The sequence below is a fragment of the Pseudomonas sp. BCRC 81390 genome, from assembly GCF_030341915.1.
Taxonomy (GTDB): domain Bacteria; phylum Pseudomonadota; class Gammaproteobacteria; order Pseudomonadales; family Pseudomonadaceae; genus Aquipseudomonas.
Window position 1 is genome coordinate 88,582 of record NZ_JATAAG010000033.1, and the last position, 19,003, is coordinate 107,584.

15 protein-coding genes, 1 pseudogene and 1 riboswitch are annotated in these 19,003 nt (G+C 61.1%); of the genes and pseudogenes, 3 read left to right on the plus strand and 13 right to left on the minus strand.

Features of this window, described 5'->3' with window-relative positions; genetic code table 11:
* Window positions 1-3 precede the first annotated feature (3 nt).
* The 7 genes from QSV36_RS12715 to lpxO all read right to left on the minus strand — a co-directional run bounded on the left by QSV36_RS12715 (window position 4) and on the right by lpxO (window position 6,479).
* The gene (locus QSV36_RS12715) at window positions 4-792 is read right to left on the minus strand and encodes an ABC transporter ATP-binding protein (protein ID WP_289132008.1); all 789 of its coding nucleotides are present in this window, start codon (window positions 790-792) and stop codon (window positions 4-6) included.
* Complete coding sequence (locus tag QSV36_RS12720) at window positions 789-1,805, minus strand: FecCD family ABC transporter permease (RefSeq protein WP_289132010.1); 1,017 nt, start codon at window positions 1,803-1,805, stop codon at window positions 789-791. The genes QSV36_RS12715 and QSV36_RS12720 overlap by 4 nt, the downstream gene beginning before the upstream one ends.
* A complete protein-coding gene (locus QSV36_RS12725) occupies window positions 1,805-2,815 on the minus strand; it encodes an ABC transporter substrate-binding protein (RefSeq protein ID WP_289132012.1) in 1,011 nt (336 codons plus the stop codon). The genes QSV36_RS12720 and QSV36_RS12725 overlap by 1 nt, the downstream gene beginning before the upstream one ends.
* A 111-nt stretch (window positions 2,816-2,926) precedes the next feature.
* Window positions 2,927-3,124: riboswitch (cobalamin riboswitch) on the minus strand.
* A gap of 27 nt (window positions 3,125-3,151) precedes the next feature.
* Window positions 3,152-4,318, minus strand: a complete 1,167-nt coding sequence (locus tag QSV36_RS12730) for an acetyltransferase domain-containing protein (RefSeq protein ID WP_289132013.1) — start codon at window positions 4,316-4,318, stop codon at window positions 3,152-3,154.
* Between the two features lie 136 nt (window positions 4,319-4,454).
* Entirely contained in the window at window positions 4,455-5,024 is a 570-nt protein-coding gene (locus tag QSV36_RS12735) for a GNAT family N-acetyltransferase (RefSeq protein ID WP_289132015.1), read from the minus strand.
* Window positions 5,025-5,102: 78 nt separating this feature from the next.
* Entirely contained in the window at window positions 5,103-5,447 is a 345-nt protein-coding gene (locus QSV36_RS12740) for a carboxymuconolactone decarboxylase family protein (protein ID WP_225777259.1), read from the minus strand.
* 132 nt (window positions 5,448-5,579) lie between these two features.
* Window positions 5,580-6,479 (minus strand): lipid A hydroxylase LpxO, encoded by a 900-nt coding sequence (gene lpxO / locus QSV36_RS12745; protein WP_289132018.1) that lies wholly within the window; start codon window positions 6,477-6,479, stop codon window positions 5,580-5,582.
* A 158-nt stretch (window positions 6,480-6,637) separates the two neighbouring features.
* Between lpxO and thpR the strand changes: the two genes are divergently transcribed.
* On the plus strand, window positions 6,638-7,180 hold the full coding sequence (thpR, locus tag QSV36_RS12750) for an RNA 2',3'-cyclic phosphodiesterase (RefSeq protein WP_289132020.1): 543 nt from the start codon (window positions 6,638-6,640) through the stop codon (window positions 7,178-7,180).
* Between the two features lies 1 nt (window position 7,181).
* On the opposite strand, the gene QSV36_RS12755 is transcribed toward thpR, so the two are convergent.
* Window positions 7,182-7,778, minus strand: coding sequence for an NAD(P)H-dependent oxidoreductase (locus tag QSV36_RS12755; protein ID WP_289132022.1), 597 nt, complete (start codon window positions 7,776-7,778; stop codon window positions 7,182-7,184).
* Window positions 7,779-7,870: 92 nt separating this feature from the next.
* Here QSV36_RS12755 and QSV36_RS12760 point away from each other — a divergent pair, with 92 nt between their 5' ends.
* Window positions 7,871-8,467 carry a TetR/AcrR family transcriptional regulator gene (locus tag QSV36_RS12760; RefSeq protein ID WP_289132023.1) on the plus strand — a complete coding sequence of 199 codons (597 nt, stop codon included), beginning with the start codon at window positions 7,871-7,873 and terminating at the stop codon, window positions 8,465-8,467.
* A gap of 35 nt (window positions 8,468-8,502) precedes the next feature.
* Here the strand turns inward: QSV36_RS12760 and QSV36_RS12765 are convergent, their stop codons facing one another.
* Window positions 8,503-9,408, minus strand: a complete 906-nt coding sequence (locus QSV36_RS12765) for an AraC family transcriptional regulator (protein ID WP_289132025.1) — start codon at window positions 9,406-9,408, stop codon at window positions 8,503-8,505.
* A gap of 180 nt (window positions 9,409-9,588) precedes the next feature.
* Between QSV36_RS12765 and calA the strand changes: the two genes are divergently transcribed.
* Entirely contained in the window at window positions 9,589-10,641 is a 1,053-nt protein-coding gene (calA, locus tag QSV36_RS12770; RefSeq protein ID WP_289132028.1) for a vanillin reductase, read from the plus strand.
* 81 nt (window positions 10,642-10,722) lie between these two features.
* Here the strand turns inward: calA and QSV36_RS12775 are convergent.
* The 4 genes and pseudogenes from QSV36_RS12775 to QSV36_RS12785 all read right to left on the minus strand — a co-directional run.
* Window positions 10,723-10,912, minus strand: a pseudogene (locus QSV36_RS12775) (IS630 family transposase); the annotation flags it as partial.
* Window positions 10,913-11,087: 175 nt separating this feature from the next.
* Window positions 11,088-11,606: an Imm15 family immunity protein gene (locus QSV36_RS25920; RefSeq protein ID WP_353853234.1), complete on the minus strand. Its 519-nt coding sequence runs from the start codon at window positions 11,604-11,606 to the stop codon at window positions 11,088-11,090.
* Window positions 11,603-16,090 (minus strand): RHS repeat-associated core domain-containing protein, encoded by a 4,488-nt coding sequence (locus QSV36_RS12780; RefSeq protein WP_289132030.1) that lies wholly within the window; start codon window positions 16,088-16,090, stop codon window positions 11,603-11,605. The genes QSV36_RS25920 and QSV36_RS12780 overlap by 4 nt, the downstream gene beginning before the upstream one ends.
* Window positions 16,087-18,828, minus strand: coding sequence for a type VI secretion system Vgr family protein (locus QSV36_RS12785; protein WP_289132033.1), 2,742 nt, complete (start codon window positions 18,826-18,828; stop codon window positions 16,087-16,089). The genes QSV36_RS12780 and QSV36_RS12785 overlap by 4 nt, the downstream gene beginning before the upstream one ends.
* Window positions 18,829-19,003: the final 175 nt, after the last annotated feature.

Consider the following 19,003-nt stretch of genomic DNA (forward strand, 5'->3'; position numbering starts at 1 on the left):
TGTTCAAGGGGCGCGGAAACGCAGGATGCGCGCGCCGTCGAAGGGGTCGGTGAGGTAATGGGCATGCACGCCGAAGGTGCTCAACAGGCGCTCGGGCGTCAGTACCTCGAGGGGTTTGCCAAGGGCAACCAGGCGGCCCTTGTCGAGCACCGCCAGGCGGTCGCAGGTGAGCGCCTGGTTGAGGTCATGCAGCGCCACCAGGGTGGTGACCGGCAGTGCTTGTACCTGGTGCAGCAGGCTCAGCTGGTGCTGGATATCCAGGTGATTGGTCGGCTCGTCCAGCAGCAATACCTGCGGCCGCTGCGCCAGGGCGCGGGCGATGTGCACGCGCTGGCGTTCGCCACCGGACAGCGAGCCCCACAGGCGCGTGCGCAGGTGCAGCGCGTCGAGGTCGGCCAAGGCCTGCTCGACGATGGCCTGGTCCTCCCGCGAGAACGGCGCCAATGCCGACAGCCAGGGGGTGCGGCCGAGGGCAACGGCGTCGAACACGCTGATTGCATCGAGGGTGTCTGCCTGTTGTTCGACCAGCGCCAGGGCCTGCGCAATACGCCGGCGGGGCAACTGCGCCAGCGGTTCGCCCAGCAACTGCACGCTGCCGTTGCCTGGCTTGCGCAGCCCGGCAAGCACCTTCAGCAATGAGGATTTGCCGGAGCCGTTGGGGCCGACGATACCCAGCGTTTCGCCCGCGACGACATGCAGGTCTATCTCGCGCAACACGGCATTGCCAGCCAGTTGCAGGCCCAGGCCCTGGCAACTCAGGGGCGAAACGGCCACAGTGGTCATGGCGGTCATGGGCGCCCCCGACGGCTGACCAGGATCAAGGCGAACACCGGCGCGCCGATCAGTGCGGTAACCACTCCCACGGGAATCACCTGGCCGGGAATCAGGATGCGCGACAGGATGTCGGCGGCAATCAGGAACAATGCGCCACCCAGTGCGCTGGCTGGCAGCAGGCGGCTGTGCCCGGGGCCGAGCAGCAGGCGCAGCGCATGGGGAATCACCAGCCCGACGAAACCGATGGCACCGACGATCGATACCATGACTGCGGTGACCAGGGCTGCGCAGCTGATCAGCAGCAACTGGGTACGCCGTACCGGTATGCCCAGCGATGCCGCGGAGTCGGCACCGAAGGTGAACGCATCCAGTGTGCGGCGGTGCCACAGGCACACCAGCAGCCCGGACAATGCCACTGGCACGGCCAGCCACACCGAAGGCCAGCGCACGCCGCTGAGGTTGCCCAGCAGCCAGAACAGGATGCTGCGTGCCTGCTCGGCAGTGGCCGACATGGTAATCAGCAGCGCGGTGAGGGCGTTGAACAGTTGCGAGCCGGCGATTCCGGCAAGGATGACCTGGGCGTTGCCGCTGCCACCGCCGGCCGTGCGCGCCAGTACCAGCACCAGGGCGAACGCCGCCAGGGCGCCGAGGAAGGCACCGGCGGACATGCTCAACGCCAGGCTACCGAAGCCCAGCAAGCCGACCAGCACCGCGCCGGTCGAGGCGCCGGCGGACAACCCCAGCAGGTAGGGCTCGGCCAACGGGTTGCGCAACAGCGCCTGGAGGACCACGCCGCAGGTAGCCAGGCCGGCGCCGCAGGCCGCGGCAACCAGGGTCCGGGTCAGGCGGTAATTCCAGACGATCCCTGCATCGATCGGGTCGACCGGGTAGCCGGCCTGCCACAGCTGGTTGGCCAGGACCTGGGCGACCACAGTGGGTGGCAGGTCGCTCTCGCCGATGGCGGTACCGGCCAGCACGGCCAGCAGCAGCGCTGCCAGGGCCATTGCGACGGCGAATGACAGGCGCATCATCACTGGCCTGCGTTGCCGCTGGCGAAGGCCGCGGACAAGGTCTGCAGGCCGCTGAACAGGCGAATGCCAGCCTGCATGGCGTCGGCATCGAGGATGATGATGCGGTTGTGCTGCACCGCCTCCATGTTACGGGTGACCGGGTCGCTGTGCAGGAACGTCAGCTTCTTCTGGTAGTCGTCGGCGGGGTAGCGGCGACGGTCCATGCGGGCGATGATCAGCCAGGTGGGGTTGGCCTTGGCCAGGGTTTCCCAGCCTACGGTCGGCCATTCTTCGGTGGACGTCACCACATTGCGCACGCCGAGGGTGCGCAGCATGAAATCGGCAACGCCCTGGCGGCCCGCTACATAGGGTGCGATACCCAGGTCGGCGCTGGAGAACCAGAACAGCGCCGAGGTGCTGGACAGGTCCTTGCCGGCCAACTGCGCCCTGGCACTGTCCAGGCGGCCTTTCAGCTCGGCGTTGAGGGCACTGCCGCGTGCCTGTACGTCGAAGATCTCGGCCAGCTGGCTGATGCTCTTGTAAATGCTTTCGACCTGAAACGCCTGCAGGCGGGTACCGTCGGCACCGACCAGGTTGTCCTTGCCTTCGCAGTCCGACGGCAGCAGGTAGGTGGGGATGTTCAATTCGTCGAACTGTTCGCGGGTGGCCACCGCGCCTTGGGCACCAACCATCCATTCGAACTGCACGGTCACCAGTTGCGGGCGCTTGCCGACCACCGCCTCGAAGCTGGGCTCGTTGTCGGCCAGGCGTGGCACCTTGGCGTTCTGTGCCTGGTACTCGGGCAGTACGTTGTTGAACCACAGCGAGGTGCCTGCCAGCCGGTCGCCCAGCCCCAGTGCGTAGAGCATTTCAGTGCTGGCCTGGCCAATGGTGACGGCGCGTTGCGGTGCCTGGACGAAGGTTTGCGGCTTGCCGCAGTTTTCAATCGTCAGCGGATAATGGGTGGCTGCGGCCTGGGCCAGGCCAGTGAGGCCGAGGCCGGCGAGCAAGGTGGCGAAACGGGGCAGCATGCTGGGCGATCTCCTATCGGACAGTTCGGGTGAGGAACGCACGGACAGGCATCGCCGGGCCCCTGCTGACGGCAGGGGCAACACTGATGGCCAATCCCGGACACCCCGCCGGTTGGTGAATGTAGGCCGGCAGGTCTCCTGACTGATGCGTCATGGCCTGGCTCCGGCCTTCCCGGGTCAGCGACCCAGTGGCATCGGTGGAGCAGGCTCGGCACCTACAGTTGCGGGGGCAGTTCCGTTTGGCCCGTTTGCTTGGGCCTGGGATTCCCTATTGATTCCGTGATGGAAACCGGCGGCCGGCATGGTAGACCATCGTGCCGCCGGGTGAAACGCTTTTCACAAGTACTTCAGCCAGCCGATGTCACGTCGCCGCGCCTTGAGACGGGCGAACCAGCGCACCGGCAGGTACAGTGAAACCGCCAGCAGCACCGCCCACAGCCATACGGCACCGATGCCATCGAAACCGAAGTAGTCACCCTGGTTGCGGCCGTACAGCGCCACGCTGGCCAGGTACAGCAGCTTGAGCACATACAGGTGCAGCAGGTAGAAGAACATCGGCGCCGCGCCGAATACCGCCAGGCCATTGAGCCAGCGCGCCTGGCCGGCGCGTTCGAAGGCGCGCAGCAACAGCAGGCCACAACCCAGGGTGAGTGCCAGGAACAGTAGCGAGGGCGGGTACTTGGTGATGTTGAAGAAACTCATGAGGGTTTGTGTAAGCGTGGGGTAAACGCCCCACGGTGCCTCGCCGTAACCGTTGAACAGGCGCAGCACGAGAAAGCCCAGCAACGCAGCCAGGCCGGCCAGCAGCAAGCGTTGCTGGCGCTGAGCGCTATCGCTGCTACGGGCGAACCAAGGGCCCAGGCCATAGCCCAGGGCGATCACGCCGATCCACGGCAATACCGGGTAGGAGGTGCGCAGGCGCAGGCTGTCGGAGACCTCCAGCCAGCCGCGATCATGCAGGATCGCCCAAGGTACATGCAGGGTAGATCCGACCTCGAAGTGCACAGTGTCGAGCAGGTTATGCCCGGCGACCAGGGTCGCGCCCAGGCCGATCAGCGCGCCACGTGGCAGCCACACCAGCAGCGACAGGGCGATCATGCTGATACCGATGGCCCAGATCACCTGCAGGTAGATGACGCTTGGCGGCAGCTGGAAGGTCCAGGCGAAGTTGACCATGGTGAACTCCAGTACGACCAGGAACAGCCCGCGCTTGAACAGGAATGCCGAGACATCGCCGCGGCCCTGGTGTTTCTCGCCGTACAGCCAGGCCGACAAGCCGGTCAGCAGGACGAACACCGGGGCGCACAGGTGGGCCAGGGTGCGGCTGAAGAACAGCGCGGGCTCGGTGGTGTCGATGGCCATCGGGTCGCTGACCTGGCGATGCAGGAAAAAGGTCTCGCGCACGTGGTCGAGGAGCATGAACAGGATCACCAGGCCGCGCAGGGCATCGATGCTCTGCAGGCGCTGGGTGAGCAGGGTGGGAGTGGCAATGGCGCTGGTCATGGCGGGTCGCTGCTAGGAATGGATGTCAAATGAAACGTTATCTTATAACTAAATTCTTCCGGGTTGGTAGAGATTTTTGCCCGTGCCGGCCCCTTCGCGGGTAGGCCGGCGAACAGGCCGGTTCAGGAAGAAGCGCTTAGCGCCCGCGTCGCCGCGAAACCCGCGCCTCGATATTCTTGCGCCCGATCAGCAGCGGCGGTTTTTCCACCACCGGTTCATCAGCGAGCCACTTGTACATCACCAGGCAGTCGACCAACCCGAGGCTGGCATGGCGGTAGGCCTTGGGCAAACGGCCAACGGTTTCGAAACCGAGCTTGTGCCACAGCGCCACCGCCACTTCGTTGCTGGCTACCACCGAGTTGAACTGCAGGGCCAGAAAGCCTTCCTGGCGTGCCAGTTTCTGCGAATGTTCGCACATCAACCGCGCCACACCCCGGCCACGGGCGCGTTCGCAGACCATGTAGCCGCAATTGCCCACGTGCGCCCCAGGCCCGGCGGCGTTGGGCTTGAGGTAATAGGAACCAAGCAGTTCGCCGTCCGCCTCGGCGATCAGCGTGCGCAACGGCATTTCCAGCCACAGCTGGCGCGCCTGTTCGAAGCTCAGCGCCGGGTCGAATGCATAGGTTTCCCGGGCCTGGACAACAGTCTGGAAGGTGGGCCAGAAGTGCTCGAAGTCTTTGGCCGTCATGGGGCGGATATGGATCATGCGGGTACCTGAAAGGGCTGGGCTGCCCAGTCTGGTGGGCGCGGCGCCGTCGCGCAAGGGCGACGGCGCCGGTTGCCCTCAGTCGGTGGCCTTGCCCACTGCATCCAGGGCCCGCGCCGAATACACCAGCGCGGCACCGGCGTTCATCGCCACGGCCACGCCGAGAGCCTCGGCGATTTCCTCGCGGCTGGCGCCGTGCTTGACGGCTTGCTGCGAGTGCACGGCAATGCAGCCATCGCAGCGGGTGGTCACGGCCACGGCGAGGGAGATCAGCTCGCGGGTCTTGGCGTCCAGGTGGTTGGTCTTGGCACCCGCGCCGCTGGCGGTCATGTAGCCGGCAACGGTGTCGGGGGAGAGTTGCTTGAGATCGCCGATACCGGCCATCAACTGCTTACGGTAGGCGTCCCAGTCCATCATGCTCATTGTCTTCACCTTGGTAAGGTTGCGAGTGGAGCTTTCAGGCTAGTCGAAGCGCGGGAAGTGAGACTTGTACTTTGGTGCTGGCGGGCTTGAAGCGGCCCAGCAAGGCCGCTTCTGCAATCGCCCGAGGGCCGGTCAGATGTAGATGAACACCAGCAGCAGCGCGGCGACGAACGCCCACTTTTCCAGGTAGTAGCGGGTGCGGTTGCGTTTTTTCAGCGCCTTGCCCCGTTCGCGGATCTTGTAGATACGCGTGAACAGCCGGTTGATGCCACCCGTCTTGTCGCCAGCATCGTTCGGCGCGGCGGCGGCCGCCATGACGTTGCGGCTGAACCAGCGGTTGAACGCGGTTGCCCAGCGGTACTTGAGCGGGCGTTCGATGTCGCAGAACAGGATGATGCGGTTGTGCTCGGTGGTGTTGGCCGCGTAGTGGATGTAGGTCTCGTCGAAGACCACACCTTCACCATCACGCCACGAGTACTTCTCGCCGTCGACGTCGATGTAGCAACCGTCATCGTTGGGTGTGTCGAGGCCCAGGTGGTAGCGGTACGAGCCGGCATACGGGTCACGATGACGCACCAGCTTGGCGCCCGGTGGCAGGGTGGCGAACATCGCGGCCTTGACCGTGCCGATGCCTTTGAGCAACTCGGTGGTGCGCGGGCACAGGGTCATCGCCGAGGGGTGGCTTTCGCCGTACCATTTCAGATAAAAGCGCTTCCAGCCGGTCTTGAAGAAGGAATTGAAACCGACGTCATCGTAATTGTCGGACTTCTTGATCTCGCCCACATGCAGCAGCTGGCGCGCCTCTTCGCGGATCTCCTGCCAGTGGTCCTGCAGCGTTTGCAGTTCCGGGAAGGCTTCCACCGGCAGGTAAGGCTTGGCCGGGTGCTTGGAAAACAAGTACAGGAAGCTGTTGACCGGGGCCAGGAAACTGGAGTGGTCGCCCAACTGACGGGTCAGCTTGTGGCGAACCCGACCGCGCAGGTGAACATAGGCGATCGAGAGGGCGAAGAGGAGTACGAGTGCAATTTTCATGGACGTTTACTTGTCGAAAAATAGCCATGCGCCATGGCGTTAGCCAGCCAGCATAAACAATCATGGGGGTAGTTTGTACCTATTGTTACGAAACACCGGGGCGACTTAGGTGTAATACGCTACGGCTTCGCGCAAACGTTTCATGTTCGGGAGCTCTCATGAGTCAGGATGTACGCAGCAGCACCCCTTTCAAGCGGCTGTTTTTCGCCTTGCCGGTCAGCGATGCCCAGCGCCGGGCGCTGGCCGAGTGGCGACGCGGTCTTAACCTGCGCAGCGGCAAGCCGGTACCAGCCGCCAACTTCCATGTGACACTACTGTTTCTCGGCGATGTGAATGCCGCTCAGGTGCCTGCGATTTGCGCGGCGGTCGATCAACTGGCGCTACCCACCACACCCCCTCGTCTGCTGCTTGATCGCTTGCAGGTGTGGCAGCGGGCCAACGCCCTGGTGCTGGAGGCACAACAGCCTCCTGCGGCGCTGTTGCAGCTGGTGTACGGCCTGCAGCAAGCGCTGTTGCCGCTAGGCGTGGAAGCGGCCAGCCGTGACTATCGCCCGCACCTGACACTGGCCAGGGATTTTCGCGGCCAGCCGCCAGAAGCCAGCAGCACGCCGGATTTCTTCCTCGCTGCCCGCCATTTCACCCTCTACGAGTCGCGCAAGGGCGCCTACTGGCCCTTGGCGCAGTGGCCACTGTCGAACTGACTCAGGCCGTCACTTTGCAAGCGGCGAACAACCGTTCGCCGAGTGCGCACGCGGTGCGCAGGTGCGGTGCCGGGTCGATACCTTCGCTGTCGTACAGCAGGGTGGAGCTGAGCACCTCGGCGCCGCAATAGTCGAAAATGCCGTGCTCGATCTGCACGCGCATCGCTTCGCCATAACCATGCCGTTCAAAGGTACCGCGGTCGGCGCCGGCGACGCCGACCAGGTGCACCTTCATGCCGCGCAATTTCTTCACGGTGGAGCTGCCGTCATAGTCGAACGCCCAACCGTTGCTGAACACCCGCTCAACCCAGCCCTTGAGCAAGGCCGGCAGCGACCACCAGTAAATCGGGTACACCAGCACCAGGGCATCGGCGCGTTCGATGCGTGCCTGCTCCTTGCTTACATCCGCTGGCGGGGCAGCCAGCCGGCGGTGCACGGCATGGTCGGCCAGACCGAACCGTGGGTCGAAACCTTCGCTGGCCAGGTCGGCGATTTCGCTGCTGTGGCCTGCCTGGGCGAGGCCATCGGCAACCTGGCGGGCCAAGGCGTGGGTCAGGGACTGCGGGTCGTGATGACCGATGACGATCAAAGCATGCATGGTAAATCTCCTGGATGAGGATGCAGGGTGACCTTCAGCGCTATATACTCAAGGTAAGTTACGTCTAGTAAGTTACTTTTGGTAGGTAAACGATGTCAAGCGATGATCCAACCCGCACGCGCAAGCGCCTGAGCCGTGACGAGCGCCGTCGCCAGCTGCTCGACATGGCCTGGCAGCTGGTGCGCGAGGAGGGCACCGATGCCCTCAGCCTGGGCCGTCTGGCCGAGCAGGCGGGGGTGACCAAGCCGGTGGTCTACGACCATTTCGAAACCCGTACCGGGCTGTTGGTGGCGCTGTATCAGGAATACGATGCCCGCCAGTCGCGCATGCTGGAACAGGCCCTGGCGCGCTGTGACGCCAGCCTGGCCAGCCGCGCCTGGGTGATAGCCGAGGCCTACGTCGACTGCGTGGTGAGCCAGGGGGCGGAAATACCCGGCGTCTCGGCCGCGTTGGCCGGGTCGCCGGAGATGGAAGCGCTCAAGCGGACCTATGAGCAGCCCTTTCTGGACAAGTGTCGGGAGGCGCTGGCCGGCTTTTCTCCCAGTGGTACCGTCGGGGCTGCTGGCATGCGCCTGTTGGTGGGGGCAGCGGACGCCTTGTCGCAGGCGGCTGCGGCGGGAGAACTGGAAGCTGAGGCGGCCAAGGCCGAACTGCAGGCGGCCATCATGGCGATGGTCGAGCGCCAGTGACGGTTCGAGATTGCCCGGCGGCAAAGCCCTTCAGCTCAAACCGGCAAGCTTTGATAGGGTAATTCGTCGCCTGGGCTGCGGTTGAACTGGCGCTTGTATTCGCGGCTGAACTGCGAGGTGCTCTGGTACCCCACCCGGTGGGCCGCCTGGGCCACCCCCAGGCTTTCGCCAATCAGCATCTGCTGGGCCTTGAGCAAGCGCAGGCGCTTGAGGTATTGCATCGGCGCCATGTCAGTGCAGCGCTTGAAATGCTCGTGAAAGGTCGACACGCTCATGTTGGCACGCGCGGCCAGCGCCTCCACGCTCAGCGGCTCGGCGTAGTGCTCGCGCAGGTGGGCGAGGGCGGCGCCAATGCGGGCAAAATGCCCCTGTTGCTCGACCAATGCCCGCAATACGCCCGCCTGTGGGCCACGCAAAGCGGTATACAGCACTTCGCGTACCCGCGCCGGCCCCAGCACCTTGGCATCCAGCGGGTCCTGCAGGCAGTGCAACAGGCGTTCCACGCATTCGCGCATCGGTGCATCGAGCGCCGCGGAAGTCATCGATTGCGGCGTTTGTGCCTGCACCGCTGCATCCGGCGCCAGGTCCATGCTTTGCACCAGCTCCCCGAGCACGCCGCGGTCGATGTGTACCGCTACGCCCAACAGCGGCGCTTCGGGGGTGGCAAAGGTTTCGCACATGAACGGCACCGACAATGCCTGCACCAGATAATGCCCGGCGCCGTACTCCAGGGTTCGAAGCCCCAGGCGTGCCAGTTTGCTGCCTTGGGCCAGGATCATCAGGCTGGGTTCGTAGATCTGCGGGCTGCTGGCCACGTAATGGTCCCAACTCAGTACCTGCACCTGGGGCAGGTGTGTCGGCACGAAGCCGGGGCGTGTGGCGAGGCGGCGGATCAGCACGCAAAGCGCTGCATTGGCGTCGACGTGGCGGGTCAGTTGCATGGTCAACCAGGGCAGAGAATCAGACAGCCTGATCATCGCAGATTGTAGGCTGGGCGCCAGCTGCGGCAAGACATGTTCGGAGAATCAGGCATGAATGCCGGAGGATCAGCGGTGGGCGGGGCGGTCCATGGCGCGCAAAATGCGCCGACTGAACCGTTTCACTTCACAGCGAGGTCCTGTATGTATACCGCCATCGGTTACGCCGCCCAGACGCCCACCAGCCCCCTGGCGCCCATGACTTTCGAGCGCCGCAGCCCACGCCCGGACGACGTCGCCATCGAGATCCTGTACTGCGGCGTGTGTCACTCCGACATCCACCAGGCACGCAACGAGTGGGGCATTGCCGTGTACCCGCTGATGCCTGGCCACGAAATCATCGGCCGCGTCACCGCAGTGGGCGATAAAGTGACTGCGCACAAGGTCGGTGACCTGGTCGGGGTCGGCTGCATGGTCGACGCCTGTCGCCACTGCGAAGCCTGTGCCAAGGACCTGGAACAGTACTGCCTGGAAGGCCCGACCATGACCTATGCCACCCCGGACCGGGTCGACGGCAGCAATACCATGGGTGGGTACTCCAGCAGCATCGTGGTCAGCGAGCACTTCGTGCTGCGCATTCCAGCCGGCATGGACCTGCCCAGCGCCGCGCCGATCCTGTGTGCCGGCATTACCACCTATTCGCCGCTGAAGCACCATGGCGTCGGTCCCGGGCACAAGGTCGGCATCCTTGGCATGGGCGGCCTTGGCCACATGGGCATCAAGCTGGCCAAGGCCCTGGGCGCCGAGGTCACGCTGTTCACCCGTTCGCAAGCCAAGGCCGAGGAAGCGCGTCGCCAGGGTGCCGACCATGTGATCGTGTCCACCGATGCCGGGCAGATGCGCGCAGCAGCCGGGCGGTTCGACTTCCTGCTCGACACCATTCCGGTGCAGCATGATCTCAATCCCTACCTGGAAACACTGAAGTTCGATGGCGTGCATATTCTGGTAGGCCTGATCGAACCGATCGACCCGGCTGTGCACGCGGCCAATCTGGTGTTGAAGCGTCGGGTGCTGGCGGGGTCCCTGATCGGCGGGATCGCCGAAACCCAGGAAGTGCTGGATTTCTGCGCCGAGCATGACATTCGCTGCGATATCGAATTGCTGGATATTCGCAACATCAACCAGGCCTACGAGCGGATGATTGCCGGTGATGTGAAGTACCGCTTCGTCATCGACATGGCCACACTCGAGGGCTGACCGAACGGCTGCTTAGCAGCCTCGTCGCGGTCACACCCGCTTCCGCACAGCTGTGGTGTTTCAGAAAATGCCATTGAAAAATCATTTGCCCAGCGCTCGTGCCGCACGAGCGACTGAGGCAAGGATGTCCTCGGCCTTCTTGTGCCCCCGAAATGGCTTTGGGTTTTGGGTGTAGGTTACAGGTAGTGTCGATCGACGCCTCCAGATCCTCAACGCAGACTTCTGTCTGGCACTTGATCCACTTCTCGCTCAGCGTTGAGAAAAAACGCTCACCCTTATGGCTTCGATGATGTTGCCGCGTTGATCGTAGTCATATCGCCATAATCCCCCCTCGGCATCCCGTGTTTTAGGAAAGGCGTGGTGGCTTGATCTCTGTGAGTTGATGCATTGGCGGGCATTGGGGCGGAGCATCAATTGATGCTCCGTTCAATATCATGCAAATATGGCTATCGAAGTACTGCAAAGACTCTGACGAATTCTTCGTTGCATGCGTCGTCGAAAAATCTACTTTCGTAGAAGGAAAATATAGGTTCTAAGTGGCACTCTATAAATATCTCTTTGATCAGGTTTAATTCTGGCGAATTGTTTTGTGATCCACTTGAAGTTAAGCGTTTTAAGAAAATTTCTCTTGACTCTCTTGCGTGTATGAAGAAGTTAGGTATCGGGGGTTCTTCAGGGTTGGTTGTGGTGAAATCAGTAAAGGTTAACGCGTAGAATCGGGTGTTGGTGCGAATTCTGTTTAGTCGAGCGAAAAGCATGGCTGAGTTTAAAGTGAAAAAAGCAGTGTTTACTAGGAATGCTGTGATGGCTGGAGTTTGGAATTCACGGGTTAGTTTGAATATTTTTTTGTATCGAGATACAAGAGGGATCTCCTCAAATGATTCGTATTCGTCAAAAAATGTGCTTAATTCGTTCCAAGGTTCGTTTTGAGTTATTTCTTTGAAAGTGCTTTGTATGTTCATCATTTTTCAATTCTCCAACCATGAGTATTAAGCCATTCTATAGTCTTTTTCGAGAATGTGACTTCTCCTTTTCCTTTGTCGTGAATGGATCCGTCTAGGTTGTACCCCGAGCCGCAGGGGCAATGTGCATGCCATTGGCTTTTGGGTACGTCCTTTTCCGGGGCGTCAATTCTTGTAATTTCCGTGGGAGCTTGTTCTCTTCTTACTTTTTGTTGTGCTTGTTTTGGCGTGCCGCTTGGTTTAACTTTTGCCAGACCTAGTGGATCGATCCACTCAAATGGATTGGGTGCATAAATATATGGGTTTAATCCCCCTTTTAATCCAATCGGATCCGTGCTGATGAATCGGCCAATATTCGCGTCGTAATATCTATGTCTGCTGTAATGTAGCCTTGTCTCAATATCAAAGTACTGTCCCTGAAAGCGCAACTGATTTCCAATATCCACCAATCCAGCTTTGTCACTTAGCTTTTCTTTAGCAAATCCCCAAGACTTATAAACTCCGCTCCAGGCTATCCGCCCATCTTCGTCAGTCAGCTCCATAGGCGTACCGAGCTTATCGCATTGATACCAAACAAACGCATCAATCGGCCCTGCTTTGGGCTTGTGCAGCCAGATCGGATCTCTATCGATGCTGTAATGATCGCCATAGAGGGGCTGTGGCAGGAGGTCCAAGACAGTATTGGTCACAGCTTGGGCTACAGGTATGAACGTCCCTGGCTCAAACACATAGTGAGTGGTGCTGCCGCCCCGTTCCTTCTGATCACGGCATTCCGTGGCAAGCGTGTCGCCCTCCCAGGTAAACCAGGTGAATCCGCAGCCCAGTTCCTCATCCCGCTGCCGTCGAGCGTTCTCGTTCCACAATGGCCCTGCCTGAGGCCGATCCCGGTACTTGGCGCGTGAGTTCTTGTATAGACGACGGCCCAATGCGTCATAGGCGAAACTGACGATCAGCCGATCATCTTCGTAACGCCGCAGCCGGTTGTAGAGGTCCCACGTGAAATGACCTGCCTTGCCGTTCTCGATCCGCTCCAGCAGGTTGCCACGTTCATCGTATCGATATTGCGTGCCGCAGTAGCTGCGGAGCACGTTGTCGTTGATCTTGCGCGGTGAGTGCGGGTTCGGTCCAGGCGGCGCGTCGGGATCCAGCAGGTTGCTCGCCGGGTCGAAGGCGAATGTCTCCTTGCTGTAGTTGTGGGTGGCTTCGAGCAGTCGGCCCACTGGGTCGTAACGGTAGTACGTGTCACCCCGGTTCAGGTCGTTGACATGGGTAAGCTGGCCGCTTTCGTCGTATCGATAATTGCGAGCCGCAATGCGTCTGGTGGCACCATGGTGCGCCAAGGTTTGTTCGAGCAATTGACCATTCGCAGTCCAGGTTTGACGCTGAATCAGGCCATTGCCTTGTTCGCGGCCAATCTCCCGGTGCAGGTCATCGCGTTGGTAGCTGAGCAGTTCGCGATCATCAAACTTGAGGCCAAGCAGGTGTCCGCTGCCATAGGTGAGCCAACTGACCCTATGGCCATCAGGCCGCGTGGTGGCGACCCGCAGATTGAGGGCGTCGTATTCGTGGGTGAAGACGGCGACCTTCGGCTGCTGCATGTACTTGAAGTGCTGGTGCTCACGGGTATTGTTGCCCGCAAGATCGTAGAACCACTGCAGCTTGCAGTCCTTGTTCTCGGCGAGCAGCAGTCTGCCGTTGCCGTCGTAAGCGAAGGTTTCGGTTTCCCACTCCTTGCCGCCACGCTGCCCAGCGTTGCTTTCGACCAAACGGCCCATGGGGTCGTAGTTGAAGTGCGTGATGCGGTCGCCGTCGAGGCGACGGGTAGGCAAGTCACTGCCGTTGTCGTAGAGGTAGTCGGTGGCCTGCTTGTCGAAGCCTGTCTCCTTGAGCAAGCGGCCTACGGGGTCGTAGGCGAAGGTGGCTTCGCTGTTGTTCTCGTTGCGCAGGCGCACCAGTTGGCCGAGCTTGTCCCAGTGGTAGGTGAGGGTGGTGTCGTTGGGGTTGTGGCGCTGATGAATCAACCCGGCTTCGTTATAGTCCCAGCGGGTACGGCGGTGCAGAGCGTCGGTGAAGCTGAGCAGCCGGCCTTCAGCGTCATATTCGAAGCGATCTCGGGTCTGGTCCGGATGGACGACACTGGTGAGGTGCCCTGCGTCGTAGTGATACTCGGTTACCTCACCGGCAGCGTTGATAAGCTTGGTAAGTTGGCCGAGCGCGTCGTATTTCCACTGAGTCGTTTTGCCAGAGCAGTCGGTGTAGCTAGCCAGCTGACCGTCGTGGTTGTACGTGAGCTTTTTCTCGCCCCCGTTGGCATCGGTGATGGCAATGGGCAGGTTGTCGCTGTTGTAGGTGTACTGGGTCTTGTTCTCCAGTGGGTCTGTGGTTTCGATGATGTTGCCGCGTTGGTCGTAGTCATATCGCCATAATCCCCCCTCGGCATCCCGTGTTTTAAAACGTTGGTCGAGGTCATCGTAGGCGTGGTGGACCGAGGTGCCATCTGGACGAGTGTGCTGCAACAGGTTACTGCGCTCATCGTAGGCATAGTGGTCAACGCTGCCGTCGCGGTGCACATGTTGGACCACGTTCATGGCATCGTCGCGGAAGAACCATTCCTCGTTGCCGTCGGGGTGGACGATGCGATAGGTGTAGCCCTGAATGTTGTAGTAGTGCTTGGTTTCGTTGCCCAGGGCGTCCATGACGTAGGTAAGGCGGATGTGCTTGTCCCACTCCAGGCGCACCTCATAGCTGCCATCGTCTGCCCATTCGTGGATGGCTTTGGCATCCGGCCCTTCACCCAGCCATGCCAGGTTCATTGCCCGGCCAGTCCTGTCGGTGTACCGGGTGATCAAATGATGCCGATACTCGTAGTTCCACTGCCTGCCATGCTCATCCAGGGCAGTTATCAGGTCTCCATCGTCGCTATAGCGATAGGCGGCCAGCTGTCGAACCGGCTCTCCAGCCTTCATCAACCACAAGCTCTCGATGCGTCCGGTACGATCAAGTTGAGTTTGGACGTGTTGATGGGGCTGGTCGTTCTGATAGGTCAGCAGATCAGAGAGGACTTGGGTTCCTTCATGAAAATGCTCGTAGTGGAGGGCGATGCTGGCTCCGCCGCGCTGGCGTATGCAGATGAGCCTGAACATGTCGCCGACCCGCTCATACTGCTCTTCGAGCGCATGTCCTCTGGCGAGTGAAAGCGTTCGCTCGCCCGTCCGAACGAGTACGACTTCTTCGACGGGGTCATGATGGAATTTTCCGACTTTGGGCAGTGGGTAGCTGTGGGAACGACCATCAGCAGCCTGGTAGCACAGTGCTTCATCGGTGACTTCAAAGTAGACAGTGTAGGGAGATATCCATCGTGCACCCAATGGGCCGCCGTCAAGGGCGGACTGACTGGATCGGTAGTTGCGTGCCCAAGAAACTGTGAAGGATCCAAGAAGCATAAAATCAGTGTGAATCAACTGTTCAGAGCCGCGCGCGAAAGTGATGTTGTGGCATGTACTAGCGCAGGCGCCATTCTTCTCGGGCTTTGCATCCTGCCTCGGGCCAGGCTGCCTGTTGATCGCGCCCAGTTCGTTCTGGCGGCTAACCCCTCTGGCTTGCCTTATGCCGGTTGGAGGAACACTGGTATTGAGCTGAGCACGTTTGCGCCCAGCGGCGTTTCGCAGCATTAACAGGATGTGGCCAATGCTGTTGGCTAGTTGAGCGTTGCCAAGGTCCTTGAGACTTTGCTCCACCTCGGTAGCGAGGTGTCGAAGTAATGCAACGTATTTGAAGCCAATGGCTTTTATGTAAGGGGGGATCAGTCGCGATAAGCTATTGAGCGCCGCAACGGTAGCGACTTCCAGGGGAAGCGTCGCATGTTTTGCAATCTCCTCCAGCCACGAAAGTTCGTCGCTTTTGGTTGCCGGCGCATGCTTCAATTGTCCTTTCAGGAAGTCGTCGATACCCTTGGCGATCGTAAGCATCAATGCCTTCGCAGACGCGCCGCTTTTCGCAAGCATTTGCGACAGTTCGGCTTCTGCAAAGGTAACGAAGTTCTCCAACTCGCCGAGGATCGTTGCGTTCAGGTGTCCGGTCAGGACGGTTACTATGGTTTCGCCGATCGCTGCTTTCGGATTTGCTTTGACCTGCTGCTTGGCTAGGTGCAAGGCAGGTCTAAGGCTCTTTCTTGCAAAGGCCATAACGGGAGGGACTGGAATTACACCGATCAGGTTTATGCCGAGGCTGACCCAGTCGAGCAGCGTTCTGTTCTTGTTCTCTGCGAGCGTGATCATATCGCTGACGGCGTCAACAGCCGCCATGATGTTGTTAGCGATGGGAATGAACTCAGCAGCCATCTTCAGATCGGCGAGGGTCAGCCTGTTTTCGCTGAGTTGCCTGAGCCAGAGGTCAACATTGTTTGCACTTTCTGCAATGTCTTCCGGGGGGATCTCTCTGATAGGCGCGACGGCCGTCTCGTGTGGACGTGCGGAAGGTGCGGTCATCGTCTTGTTTTCCCCACGGCGGCGGTGACTAACCTCTCCAGTTCTTCGGGGGCGCGGTTCATCAGAGGCTGATTGAGCAGTCCCTTGGCTACCGAGGCATTTGGGGGGGCGGCATTCGAGAGAACTGCAGTTGCAACCTGCTCCGCCGCCTTGGCTGCGAGCTCGGCGGTTTTCGAGCTAATGGCGGCATCGCCAGACTGTTTGATCTCGCTCGCTGGCGACCATGTATCAGTCGGATCCTTGCCCAATGTCACCTTGGCCGGTCCGGCGGCGAGCCCTGCCACGCTGGCGAAGCCCTCGCTATCCAGCTTTCCTGTGAACACCCGACCCAATGCGTCTTCGACGCGGTAGTCCGCCATCTCGTAGGCATGGCGGCTCGCATAGTGCTGAAACAGTTCCAGATTACCCTGGCCCGCCTTGATCTCGTCGGGAAACGCTGCTGCTTCGCTCTTCGAGCCTTTGTAGATGAAGTCAGTCGCGTGCGCGGTGTACTGGCCCGCCGTGGCATGCACGATGCCGCCCGCGTTGTAGGTCGTGCTGCTGCCACCGGCCTGGATCACCAGTTCCTCCTTGGCACTGAGGGTGATGCGTTCGGCGGTGACGCTGACCTTGAGCTTGGCCACCAAGTTGATGTTGTCCTTCAGGGCGCGCAGGTCGATGTCGCCGGAAGCGGCCACCAAACGCCAGCCCATGCTCTGCACGAACTGCCGCACGCCACGGCTGGCACTGATCAGCAGGCGTTTGCCGATGGCCATGCTGGTATGGCCACCCGTGCTCAAACCCAGATGTTCGCCGCTGGCGATATGGGTGGATTCCGGGGTGCTGGCGGCGATGCCGGTTGGGCTGGCGAGTACCAGTTGCGGATCGGCCAGTTCAGGGAAACGATTGGCTTCAGGGTTGCCGCCGCTGCCGCGAATGGCGTCGTGTTGTGCCTTGAGGGCATCGCCCACTTCATCCTGATCGCCGCCTTCCTGGGCAAGGTGGTCGCGGGCTTCACTGGCGAAGGTGGTGTGGTATTCCTGAGCGGCCTTCAGGCGCTCGGCGGTTTCGGCGAGGTCCGTATGGTGTTCGCTGGCGCGAGCGCGAGCTTCGGTCGTCAACAGTAGCCCGCCACCCGCACGCACCACGCCGTGGGTATCGGTGCGTAGTTCGAAACCTTGCCCACGAGGTTTGCCGCCAAAATGGCGGGGATGGGTGAGGTAGCCGAGATTCAGTGCCGAGTGATCGTGATCACTCATCAGCGCTGCACTGATCTGCCCGGTGGTGTCGTCCAGGCGCAGTTCGTTATGGCGCTTGCCGTGGTGCTCCTTGCTCCGGATCGGGCTGACGGCCTTGAACTCGGGCAGGCGGTACGGTGGGCGGTTGACCACGTGGTAGCTGCGCCCGGTGATCATCGGCTGGTCGGGGTCGCCGTTGAGAAAGCTGACCACGACCTCTTGGCCGATGCGCGGAATGGCCATGTGGCCCCAGGTGGCACCGGCCCAGGCCTGGGTGACCCGCACCCAGCAGGAGCTCTTGTCATCGCCCTGGCCGAAGCGATCCCAGGGAAACTGTACCCGCACGCGGCCATGCTCGTCGCAGTAGATTTCCTCACCGGGCGGCCCGACCACCTTGGCCATCTGCGGGCCTTCGATGACCGGCTTGGGGCGGGCAGGGGCATGCCATTCGACTTGTGCCGGAATCAGGGTGGCGGTCAGCGAGTACGACGTGCCAACCTCGGCCTCGGCCGCGTCCTCTTCCAGTGCGGTGAACTGGCGGCCCGTGTGCGTGATGCGCAGGGGGCGCCAGAGAATGTTCATGTCCTCGCGGGCATGGCCGCTCAGCTGAAAGGCGATACCCGGCTGCAGGCGGGCATCGTCACCTTCGACCTCGGCCACGCGTGCATCACTGAACAACGCATCGATCTTGGTCTGGGTGAATGGTTTGCCGGCATTGTCGTGCTTGTAGCGGCCAGGGTAGTCGTAACGTTCGTAATCGTTGCTTTGATTGCCCCTCTCCTGAGGGAGCATGGTGTGCTCATGGTTGTAGCGCGGGTGGGTGAAGGTGTAGTCGCGCTGGACCTGGCGGCTGCTGCGCACCTGCTCGCGGTAGGCAAAATGGTGCAGGCAGGGCTGCTGCTCGGTGCCGCCACGGTTGGCGACGTACAGCACCGGCTCACCTTCCAGGCTGCCGAACTGGTTGATCCTGTCCGCCTGCACCACGCCATGGCTGCCTTCGCTGTGCTCGAAGATCGAGATCAGGCCTTCCTCGGCTGACAGGCGCCAGAAGAAGTCCAGGTCCAGGTCGCCGGCCTGCACGCAGAACTCACGGCTTTGGTGCGGGTTGACCATGTACTGGGCCAACGTGCCCCACTGGCGTTCGCGGAACAGTTCCTCCAACAGCTGCGGGACCGGGCGGTGCTGGAAAATGCGCCAGTCCGATTGCAGGCCGGCGCGCGCCAGTTGTGGTTCGATCACGGCGCGGTAGCGGGTGCGGCGATGGCCAGTCCTGCCTTGCTCGAAGCTGCTGATCAGGCCGTGCACATGGCGCACAGCCTCATCCTGTTGCCAGATGGTCAAAGCAGCAGGCTGGTCGAGGAGGGTGGCAAAGTCGGCGTCGTCGGCGAAGCTGACAAGTTCGATTTCCAGTCGGTACAGTTCGCTGATCCCTTCCTTCAATTCGAAGGACACCACATCAAATGCTATTGCCTCATCGGCGGGCGTGCTGAAGGTGAAACGTACATCGTTCAAGTTGCTCATGCAGACTCCTGCTGTTCATCCTTTCGGCAGGTTCATGAAGCCGAACGCGTTATGGAACGCGCGGCGTAAGTGCACTCAAGACCGTAGCGAGGAATCCCTTCCAGGTCGCTGCAGTGGTTTCCTAGAGTCGTGTAGGAAGTTTCGCTAAATGCAGCGCTTATCGTTTTTATGGTGA